Source organism: Xanthobacter sp. SG618, assembly GCF_012932745.1.
Taxonomy (GTDB): Bacteria; Pseudomonadota; Alphaproteobacteria; order Rhizobiales; family Xanthobacteraceae; genus Xanthobacter; species Xanthobacter flavus.
On record NZ_JABBHL010000002.1, the window covers coordinates 840,859 to 851,009 of the forward strand.

The 10,151-nt window shown below is 67.9% G+C and carries 11 protein-coding genes; 10 read left to right on the forward strand and 1 reads right to left on the reverse strand.

The window, feature by feature from the left end:
• Positions 1-30: 30 nt before the first annotated feature.
• The 5 genes from pstC (at position 31) to phoB (ending at position 4,280) form a co-directional block, all read left to right on the forward strand.
• A complete protein-coding gene (pstC, locus tag FHT36_RS09330) occupies positions 31-1,008 on the forward strand; it encodes a phosphate ABC transporter permease subunit PstC (RefSeq protein ID WP_169122167.1) in 978 nt (325 codons plus the stop codon).
• 18 nt (positions 1,009-1,026) lie between these two features.
• Positions 1,027-1,860, forward strand: a complete 834-nt coding sequence (gene pstA, locus FHT36_RS09335) for a phosphate ABC transporter permease PstA (RefSeq protein WP_169122168.1) — start codon at positions 1,027-1,029, stop codon at positions 1,858-1,860.
• A gap of 84 nt (positions 1,861-1,944) precedes the next feature.
• Positions 1,945-2,769 (forward strand): phosphate ABC transporter ATP-binding protein PstB, encoded by an 825-nt coding sequence (gene pstB / locus FHT36_RS09340; RefSeq protein WP_169122169.1) that lies wholly within the window; start codon positions 1,945-1,947, stop codon positions 2,767-2,769.
• A 20-nt stretch (positions 2,770-2,789) separates the two neighbouring features.
• Positions 2,790-3,524, forward strand: coding sequence for a phosphate signaling complex protein PhoU (gene phoU, locus FHT36_RS09345; protein ID WP_169122170.1), 735 nt, complete (start codon positions 2,790-2,792; stop codon positions 3,522-3,524).
• A 54-nt stretch (positions 3,525-3,578) separates the two neighbouring features.
• Positions 3,579-4,280, forward strand: coding sequence for a phosphate regulon transcriptional regulator PhoB (gene phoB, locus FHT36_RS09350; RefSeq protein WP_024281354.1), 702 nt, complete (start codon positions 3,579-3,581; stop codon positions 4,278-4,280).
• Positions 4,281-4,510: 230 nt separating this feature from the next.
• Here the strand turns inward: phoB and FHT36_RS09355 are convergent, their stop codons facing one another.
• Complete coding sequence (locus FHT36_RS09355; RefSeq protein WP_348644409.1) at positions 4,511-5,893, reverse strand: FAD-dependent oxidoreductase; 1,383 nt, start codon at positions 5,891-5,893, stop codon at positions 4,511-4,513.
• 190 nt (positions 5,894-6,083) lie between these two features.
• Here FHT36_RS09355 and FHT36_RS09360 point away from each other — a divergent pair, with 190 nt between their 5' ends.
• The 5 genes from FHT36_RS09360 (at position 6,084) to FHT36_RS09380 (ending at position 9,938) form a co-directional block, all read left to right on the forward strand.
• On the forward strand, positions 6,084-6,575 hold the full coding sequence (locus FHT36_RS09360; RefSeq protein ID WP_169122171.1) for a MarR family winged helix-turn-helix transcriptional regulator: 492 nt from the start codon (positions 6,084-6,086) through the stop codon (positions 6,573-6,575).
• 218 nt (positions 6,576-6,793) lie between these two features.
• Complete coding sequence (locus FHT36_RS09365) at positions 6,794-7,546, forward strand: SDR family NAD(P)-dependent oxidoreductase (protein WP_169122172.1); 753 nt, start codon at positions 6,794-6,796, stop codon at positions 7,544-7,546.
• A gap of 8 nt (positions 7,547-7,554) precedes the next feature.
• Positions 7,555-8,451: a DMT family transporter gene (locus FHT36_RS09370; RefSeq protein ID WP_169122173.1), complete on the forward strand. Its 897-nt coding sequence runs from the start codon at positions 7,555-7,557 to the stop codon at positions 8,449-8,451.
• An 82-nt stretch (positions 8,452-8,533) separates the two neighbouring features.
• Positions 8,534-9,403, forward strand: a complete 870-nt coding sequence (locus tag FHT36_RS09375; protein WP_169122174.1) for a type 1 glutamine amidotransferase — start codon at positions 8,534-8,536, stop codon at positions 9,401-9,403.
• 112 nt (positions 9,404-9,515) lie between these two features.
• Positions 9,516-9,938 (forward strand): hypothetical protein, encoded by a 423-nt coding sequence (locus tag FHT36_RS09380; RefSeq protein WP_169122175.1) that lies wholly within the window; start codon positions 9,516-9,518, stop codon positions 9,936-9,938.
• Positions 9,939-10,151: the final 213 nt, after the last annotated feature.

Consider the following 10,151-nt stretch of genomic DNA (forward strand, 5'->3'; position numbering starts at 1 on the left):
ACGCATCGACAAGCCGGGGCAGGGGATACAATGGACGCGACGGTGGACGGCATGCGGTCTGGCTCGGCAGAGCCCATCAGCAAGGCCAAGGGCACGGGGCGGATCGCCGATCCGATCTTCGTCACCCTCCTGTGGGCGAGCGGCATCTTCGTCCTCATCCTTCTCGGCCTCATCATCGCCGAGCTGTTCAAGGGCGGCCTGCCGGCGCTCCAGCACTTCGGGCTCGACTTCATCTGGTCGTCCGCCTGGAACCCGGTGACCGAGAATTTCGGCGCGCTGGTGATGATCTACGGCACGCTGTTCTCGGCCATCATCGCGGTGGTCGTGGCGCTGCCGCTCTCTTTCGGCATCGCCTTCTTCCTCACCGAGATCGCGCCCCAGCCGCTCAAGCGGCCCATCGGCGTCGCGGTGCAGCTGCTCGCCGCCGTGCCCTCCATCATCTACGGCATGTGGGGCTTCTTCGTCATCGTCCCGCTGATCGCCGCTTATGTGCAGCCGCCGCTGATCGACCTGTTCGGCGACCTGCCGGTCATCGGCGCCCTGTTCGCGGGCCCGCCGCTCGGTTCCGGTATGCTCACCGCCGGCCTGATCCTTGCCGTGATGATCCTGCCCTTCATCACCGCCATGTTCGTGGAGACGCTGGAGAGCGTGCCGCCCATGCTGAAGGAATCGGCCTACGGCATCGGCGCCACCACCTACGAGGTCTACAAGAACGTCTCGGTGCCCTACGGCAAGACCGCCATGGTGGGCGCCATCATGCTCGGCCTCGGCCGCGCGCTGGGCGAGACCATGGCCGTGACCTTCGTCATCGGCAACGCGACGCGCATGTCCGCCTCCCTGTTCGCACCGGGCGCGACCATCGCCTCCACCATCGCCAACGAATTCCCCGAGGCCCCGATCGGGTCGCTGAAGCTCACCTCGCTGCTGCAGCTTGGCTTCATCCTGTTCGTGATCTCCTTCATCGTGCTGGCTCTGTCCCGGGCGCTCGTGCGCTCGCGGCTCGACTGACCCGGGAGCTTTAGAACCATGGCTTCCCTCGCTGCACGCCGCGCCACCGACCGGGCCGTCAAGGCGATCTCCACCGGCTTCGCCGTGTTCGCCCTGTTCCTCCTCGGCTGGATCCTCTGGACCCTGCTCTCGCGCGGCCTCCCCGCCCTGGGCTCCAACGTCTTCACCCAGGTCACCAAGCCCCCGGGACAGGGCGGTGGCCTGCTCAATGCCATCGTCGGCTCGCTGATCCAGATCGGCATAGCCATGGTCATCGGCGGCCCCATCGGCATCTTCTGCGGCACCTTCCTCGCCGAGAACGGCAGGGGCACGAAGATCGGCGCCGCCGCGCGCTTCGTGAACGACATCCTGCTCTCGGCGCCGTCCATCCTGGTCGGCCTGTTCATCTACACTTTGCTGGTGGTGCCCTTCGGCGGCTTCTCCGGCTGGGCCGGGTCTCTGGCGCTCGCCATCCTGGTCATCCCGGTCATCGTGCGCACCACCGAGGACATGCTGAACCTGGTACCCGTCGGCCTGCGTGAAGCCGCCTTCGCGCTGGGCGCCCCGCAGTGGAAGGTGGTGATGTTCATCACCTGGCGCGCGGCCCGCGCCGGCATCGTCACCGGCGTGCTGCTGGCCATTGCCCGCGCCGCCGGCGAGACCGCGCCGCTGCTGTTCACCTCGCTCGGCAACAACGCCATGTCGACCGACCTGTCGAAGCCGATGGCGAGCCTGCCCATCGCCATCTACCAGTTCGCCGGCAGTCCGTTCGACGACTGGGTCTCCCTCGCCTGGGCCGGCGCGCTGCTCATCACCGTGGGCGTGCTGGTGCTCAACGTGGCGTCCCGCCTGTTCCTGGCCCGCGGCCACTGATTTCCGGCGCGGGCCAAGGCCCGCCGCCTTCCGCCCTTTCCGCAATTCCTCCGAAGCACGGCCATACGCCCAAGCGAGGACAAGATGACTTCAGCCGTCGATCCCACCTTCAATCTCGCGTCCGCCGTGGGGGCCAAGCCCGATGCGCCGCAGGCTCCCGCCAAGATCAAGGTGGAGAACCTGCAGTTCTACTACGGCAGCAACCATGCGCTCCGGAACATCAACTTCGAGGTTCCCGAGAAGCGCGTGACCGCCATGATCGGCCCGTCGGGCTGCGGCAAGTCCACGCTGCTGCGCGTGTTCAACCGCATGTTCGACCTCTACCCCGGCCAGCGCGCCGAGGGCTCGGTGATGTTCGACGGCGTGAACATCGTCGGCAAGGAGCTGGACCCCACCATCGTGCGCACGCGCATCGGCATGGTGTTCCAGAAGCCCACGCCCTTCCCCATGTCGATCTATGACAACATCGCCTTCGGCGTGAAGCTGCACGAGCGGCTCTCCAAGTCGCAGATGGACGAGCGCGTGGAATGGTGCCTGCGCAAGGCCGCCATCTGGGACGAGACCAAGGACCGCCTGCACACCTCGGCGCTCGGCATGTCCGGCGGCCAGCAGCAGCGGCTGTGCATCGCCCGCACCATCGCGGTGAAGCCCGAGGTGATCCTGCTCGACGAGCCCACCTCGGCCCTCGACCCCATCTCCACCTCGAAGATCGAGGACCTGATCGACGAGCTGAAGCAGGACTTCACCATCGTCATCGTCACCCACAACATGCAGCAGGCCGCGCGCTGCGCCGACATGACCGCCTTCTTCTATCTGGGCGAGCTGATCGAGGTGGCGCCCTCGGACGTGATCTTCACCAATCCGAAGGAGATCAAGACGCGCGACTACATCACCGGCCGCTTCGGCTGACGGATTGAAGGATATCTGAGATGCCGGATCATATCGTCGCCTCCTTCGATCAGGAGTTGAAGGAAATCGGCCGCAAGGTCGTCGAGATGGGCGGACAGGCCGAGCGCCTCGTCGCCGACAGCGTCACTTCCCTCATCCGCCGCGACACCGCCCTCGCCCAGAAGGTGGTGCTGCTCGATGCGACCGTGGACCAGGTGCAGCGCGAGATCGAGGACCGGGCCATCCTGGTCATCGCCAAGCGCCAGCCGGTGGCCATCGACCTGCGCGAGATCGTCGCCGCCATCCGCATCGCCAACGACCTCGAGCGCATCGGCGACCTCGCCAAGAACGTGGGCAAGCGCGTCATCGCCATCGAGGGCGAGTATCATCCGGCGAAGCTGGTGCGCGGGGTGGAGCACATCTCCGACCTCGTGCTCGAACAGCTGAAGGAAGTGCTCGACGCCTATGCCGGCCGCAACGAGGCCAAGGCGGTGGACGTGTGGGGCCGCGACGGCGCCATCGACACCATGTACACGTCCCTGTTCCGCGAACTCCTCACCTACATGATGGAGGATCCGCGCAACATCTCCGTGTGCACGCACCTCCTGTTCTGCGCCAAGAACATCGAGCGCATCGGCGACCACGCGACCAATATCGCGGAGATCGTCTACTACATGGTGACGGGCCAGAACCTGCCGGAGAGCCGCCCGAAGGCGGACGCCTCCAGCGACACCACCCTGCCCTTCCCGGGCCGCACCACCACCGTTCAGAGCTGATCAACCAGACCTGAAGACGGGGCGGAGAGCCCCGATAGTGACGGATAGACCAAAGTGCCGGCGCGTATTCTGATCGTCGAGGACGAAGAGCCGTTGACCCTCCTGCTCCGTTACAATCTGGAGTCGGAGGGTTACGGGGTCGAGAGCGTGGGTCGCGGCGACGAGGCCGAGACCCGCCTGCGCGAGAGCGTGCCGGATCTCATCATCCTCGACTGGATGCTGCCCGGCCTCTCCGGCATCGAGCTGTGCCGGCGCCTGCGCACCCGGCCGGAGACCGAGCGCCTGCCCGTCATCATGCTCACCGCCCGCGGCGAGGAGACCGAGCGGGTGCGCGGCCTCGCCACCGGCGCAGACGACTATGTGGTGAAGCCCTTCTCGGTGCCCGAGCTGCTCGCACGGGTGCGCGCTCTGCTGCGCCGGGCCAAGCCCGAGCATGTGGCCACCCTCCTGCGTGCCGGCGACATCGAATTGGACCGCGAGACCCATCGCGTGCATCGCGCCGGCCGCGAGATCCATCTCGGCCCCACCGAGTTCCGCCTGCTGGAATTCCTGATGCAGAGCCCCGGCCGCGTCTTCTCCCGTGAGCAGTTGCTCGACGGCGTGTGGGGCCAGGACGTCTATATCGACGAGCGCACCGTGGACGTGCATGTGGGCCGCCTGCGCAAGGCCATCAATCGCGGCCGCCAGTCCGACCCCATCCGCACCGTGCGCGGCGCCGGCTATTCCTTCAACGAGATGTTCGCCCGCGCGCACTGAGCGGGCTGAGGCTTTGAGGCGTTGCTTCGCTCAGGCGACACGCGGGCTTTTTGGGCGATGCGCCTCAGCATCAAAAGGCACCGTCATGGCCGGGCTTGTCCCGGCCATCCACGTCGTGCCGCTAGCGCTGCTGCCCGAGATCCATTCCCAGCCGAACCACGTGGATGCCCGGGACAAGCCTGGGCATGGCGGTGGGAAAGGAAGGCGAAGACGGCGGATCGCCCGCCCCCTCACCCCGTTCGCACCCCCAACAGCCCCAGCGCCTGCTTGGCGGCGCGCTCGCCGGAGAGCCAGGCGCCGCCCACGGTGCCCCAGAGCGTCTCATGGGTGTGCTCGCCGGCGAACACGAGCCGGCCGCCCACCGTCTCGGTGAACGCGCGGCGCATGTTGCCGAAGCCCGGTAGGGCGCACGAGAAGGCACCCAGCGCCCACGGTTCCTTGCTCCAGCGGGTGGCGAATACCTTGCCGACGCGCGCGGCGGTATCGGCGCCGAACTCGCGCGTCAGCGCCGCCTTCACGAAGGCCGCGGCGGCCTCGGGCGGGCTGTCGGCGAGGCCGGTGGCCACGTCGCCCCCCACTTCGAGGCTGTAGAGATCAGTGCCGCCGATGCGGGCGCGCAGCGCATAGGCGCGCGGGCCGTCGGCGCGGAAATAGATCAGCTCGTCGGCACCAAGATTTCCGGGATTGCGCGGCAGGCGGAAGCCGATGTGGTCGAAGGCGCCCAGCGTGATCTTCTCCACCGCCGTGCGGTAGCGCTGCGGCAGTGATGGGCCGATGCGCAGCTTGCCCGCCGCGATGAGGCTCGGCGGCACGGCGACGATTACCGTGCGCCCGGTCACCGTGCCCTTGTTGGTCTGCACCGAGACGAGGCGGGGGCTGAGATCGATGGCACGCGCCGCCACCTCGAGGCGCACCGTCAGCGGACGGGCGAGCTGCGCCACCAGCGTGCCCACGCCCTGCCGGCAGATGTCCTCGCTCTCGCGCTCGTCGAAGCGGGAGACATCGACGGTGGAGACCTGATCCAGCTCCTTGGCGCAGTTGAATGGGCCGAGGACGAAGCGGGCGCTCGGCCCCCAGGGCCCGAGGTCCGGCAAGGCGCGGGAGGCGGCCATGTCGCGGTTGGCATCGCCGGCGGCGACGATGGCCCGCTCGCCGCGGCGGACCGTGGCGATGAAATCCTCATAATCGGTATCGCCCGCCTCGCGCCCGCCCACATAGAGCCGGCCGCCATCGGGCGCGCGATAGATGTCGAGCCCCTCCGCCCGGCCGAAGGCGGCCATGGGGCGCGCGGCCGGCATGTTGAGCCGCGCCGCGCCGAGGTCGAACGGCACGCCGAACTGGGTGGTGTCCGTCACCGTGCGGCCGCCCACCTGCTTGGCGGCTTCCAGCAGCACATAGCTGCGCCCGGCCTCGGCGATGCGCCGCGCGGCGGCAATGCCGGCCGCGCCCGCGCCGATGATGATGACGTCCGCCTCGGTCTGCTGGCCGAGCGCGCGCGAGGTCGCAAGGCTCATGCCCACGAGCGGCGTGGCCGCCAGCGCGACACCACGGACGAGCAGCGCGCGGCGGGAAAGGCCGCGGCCGGAATGGGGGGGGCGATCGGGTCCGGTCACGGGCTGGACGCTACCATGGGGCGTGCAACGGGGCGAGAGGGCGGACCGCCCTGCGGTTAAAGGCGCGACACCACGCACTTTCCGGCCTTTTCGGCCTCAACCTTCGCAAAATTGTAAGCCGGCATGTGGATAAAGGGGGCGCGCGGCCGGCGCGGCTTCGCTCGCGTTCGGGACACGGCGGGGGAGACCCATGAAGGATCCGGTTCAGAAGACCATCGGCTACAGGCTCACCCACACAGCGCGCCTGCAGAAGGCGCTGTCGGCGCGCCTGCTCGCCGCGCTCGGGCTGTTTCCGGGGCAGGAATCCGTGCTGAAGCTTCTGTGCGAGGCGGACGGCCGCACCATGGGCGATCTCGCCTCGGCACTGCGGGTGCGCCCGCCCACGGCCTCCAAGACCATCGCGCGCCTCACCACACAAGGCCTCGTGGAGCGCCGCGCCACGGACGGCGACGGCCGGCTGGTGCGGGTCTTCCTCACCGATGCAGGACGCGAGCGCGGCGCTTCCATCGACAATGTGTGGGACCAGCTGGAGGCCGAGATGGTGCTCGGCCTCGACAGCAAGGAGAAGAAGCGGCTGCGCAAGCTCCTGCGCAAGGTGGAGAAGAACCTCGCCTTGCGCCTCGGCGCCGATGGCGGCCTGGACGACGAAGCCGAGCCCGGCGACGAGGACGAGGACGCCTGAGCGGCCTGCGGCGCGCTCCCCCCTCTCGCGCCGGCCCGCCTTGCACCGGACGCATGGAGCGCTCCGCCCCCATGCGTCACCGGCCTTTTCTCCCGCCCGCTCCCGCGCTATGCGTGGATGATCGATTTTCAATCGATTAAGGCCAGACCCGCCCAACCGCCGCGCCAACGGCAGAACCTATGGATCGCCGGCCGGATCGGCGACGCACCGGGGGAAACATGTCCAACGCCATCGATCTCAAAGACCGCTTCGCCATCGTCACCGGCGGCGCGCAGGGCATCGGCCGCGCCGTGGTTGAGCGCTTCCTCGCCTCCGGCGCTCGCGTCGCCATCTTCGATCGCGACACCGACCTCGTGGTGAAGACCGCCGACGAGCTGGGCCGCGCCCGCGTGATGCCCGTGACCGTGGACGTCAGCCGCCTCGCCGACGTGGAGCGCGCGGTGGCCGAGGTGCATGCCGAATTCGGCCGCATCGACATTCTCGTCAACAATGCCGGTGTCGCCGGGGCGAACCACAAGACCTGGGACTATCCGGAAGAGGAATGGAAGAAGGTGATGGCCATCAATCTCGACGGCCCCTTCTTCTGCTGCCGCGCGGTGGCCCCGCATATGATCGCGCAGAAATACGGGCGCATCGTCAATGTCGCCTCCATCGCCGGCAAGGAAGGCAACCCCAACGCCTCCGCCTATTCGGCCTCGAAGGCGGGGGTGATCGCCCTCACCAAGTCGCTGGGCAAGGAGCTGGCCGAGTACGATATCGCGGTGAACTGCGTGACGCCCGCCGCCGCGCGCACCGCCATCTTCGACCAGATGAGCCAGCAGCACATCGACTATATGCTCTCCAAGATTCCGCGCGGGCGATTCGTGCAGGTGGAGGAGGTGGCGGCGACCATCGCGTTCGCCGCCTCGGCCGACTGCTCCTTCACCACGGGCGCGGTGTTCGATCTGTCCGGCGGACGCGCCACCTACTGAGGACCGCCATGCGTGCGCCGGGAGACAGCAAGGTCACGCCGGCCCCGGCGCCGCTGGTCGGCATCGCGCTCATGTGCCTCGCAGTGATGAGCTTCGCGGTCACCGACACCACGGCCAAATGGCTGAGCGCCCATATCAACGTGCTGATCGTGGTGTGGGCGCGGTATGTGATCCACTTCGCTTTGTCGCTGATGGTTTTCAATCCCTGGACGGTGCCCGGGCTGATGCGCACCCAGCGGCCGGGGCTGCAGATCATCCGCTCGGCGCTGCTGTTCGCCACCACGGCGCTCAATTTCACGGCCCTCCAGTTCCTGCAGCTGGACCAGACCGTTTCCATCATGTTCTCCATCCCCTTCTTCGTGGCCCTGTTCGCGGGGCCGCTGCTGGGGGAGCGGGTGGGGCTGGAGCGCTGGCTCGCCATCATCGTGGGATTTGCCGGCATCCTGCTGGTGGTGCGGCCGGGCGCCGGCGGCATCCATCCCGCCGCGATCCTCTCGCTGGTGGCGGCAGCCACCTACGCGCTCTATTCCATCACCACGCGCATGCTGGCGCGCACGGATGCCAGCAAGACGACCCTGTTCTACACCGCGCTCGTCGGTTCGGTGGTCGCGAGCATTCCGCTGCCGTTCGTGTGGGAAACGCCCCGCGACCCGGCGGTGATCGGCGCCATGGTGGGCCTCGGCGCGGTGGCGGGGGCGGGCCATTTCGTGCTCATCCTCGCCCATGCCCGCGCGCCGGCCGCGACGCTCGCACCCTACATCTACACGCAGATCCTCAGCATGATCGCGCTCGGCTGGCTGGTGTTCGGCCAGGTCCCGAGCCTGTGGACGCTGGCGGGGGCCGCCATCGTCATCGCCTCCGGCGCCTATCTGCTGGTGCGCGACGCGCAGATGCGCCCCCATTGAGAAGAAAGGGCGAAAGCCTTCTCGGTTTCGCCAGATTGCAGCTTATGCTGGTCCCTAGTCTTCCTCAGTCCGCAGGATCATCATGAGCGCCGCCCGTCTTCTCGTCGTCGAAGGAAACACCGCAGAGGCCCGCGCCCGGCAGGTGGCTTTCGGTGGACAGGCGGCGAGCGAGGGCTATGCCCAGCTCCTGCGCGAGCTCTTCCCCGGGGCGGTGACGGTGGACATCTGCTATCCGGCCGACGCCGGCGCGAACCTCCCCGATGCCGGCGGCATCGAGGGCTATGACGGCATCGCCATCACCGGCTCCTCGCTGAATATCTATCATGGCGGGCCGGAGATCACGCAGCAGATCGAGCTGATGCGCACGGCCTTCACCACCGACGTGCCGATCTTTGGCAGCTGCTGGGGCCTTCAGCTCCTGACGGTTGCGGCGGGCGGCGCGGTGCGGCGCAATCCGCGCGGGCGCGAGGTCGGCTTCGGCCGCCGCATCCGCATGACCGCCGAGGGGGCAGAACACCCGATCTTCGACGGCAAGCCGGCCGTGTTCGAAGCCATGACCGTCCATCTCGACGAGGTGGAAACGCTGCCCGAAGGCGCGCGGCTGCTCGCCAGCAACGACCATTCCGTCGTGCAGGCAGCGGAGATTCCGGTTGGCCGCACGACGTGCTGGGGGGTGCAGTATCATCCCGAATATCCCTTCCGCGAGATGGCCGCCATCTTCCGCCGGCTCCAGCCTTCGCTTGTGGCAGAAGGCTTCTTCGCCGACGAGGACGAGGAGGCCGCCTTCATCGCCGACCTAGAGCATTTCGAGCGCGAGCCCGGCAATGCCTCCCTCGCCTGGCGCCACGGCATCGACGGCGCGGTGATCCGCAAGGATGTGCGCACGCTGGAGATCGCCAACTGGATCACGCACCAGGTGCTTCCCGGCCGCGCGCGACGCAGTCGGGGCTGAGTCCCGCCCCATCCCAACCTTGGCCGTTGTGTCCGGCCCGTGCCGCGGCGACACTTGCCGTGGCGGCGGTGCCGGTTTCGCACTCCTGCCGCCGGCAAGGGAGGGGCACCACATGAAGAGAATTTTCCCAGCCGCGCTGCTGCTGGCGGCTGGAGCGCTGACGGCTCACGCGGCCGACGCACCGCGTGTCGTCGGAAACTGGACCAGCAATGGCGACATGGCCGCCGCCCGCATGGGCAAGGGGCCGTTCTTCGACCCCTCCAAGCTCACGCTCTACAACGGCGAGAAGGTCATTTCCTACCGTATCGAGGTGCAGGACGGACGCGCCTTCGCGGGCGTGGTCATCGGCACGGGCGGCAAGGAAGCACCGTTCGCCGGCGTGTTTCAGATGGACGGGAAGAACTTCATCTTCTCCGATTCGTTCGGCTCCGGCTTCGGCACCGTGGACGGAACACGAATCGAACTGTGCTGGGCCGACAGCCTGCCGGACTACGTCTCAGCCGCCTGCGGCACGTTCACGCTTTCGGCAAAGTAGCGGAAGCAGCTGGCGGACGGATATCGCCGGGCCGCCAGCACCTGCGCGTTCATGCTGCGGCATACGACGCCGGACAGCCTAGGGTCGGACAATCTCCGGCCGCGGCTATCGCCCTGGTCGCCTTGCACTGCTTGGAACGCAAAAACCCCCCGCCGGTTTCGGCAGGGGGTTTTGTGATTGTGATAGGGCATTTTGCACATGTGCTTTGCAGGC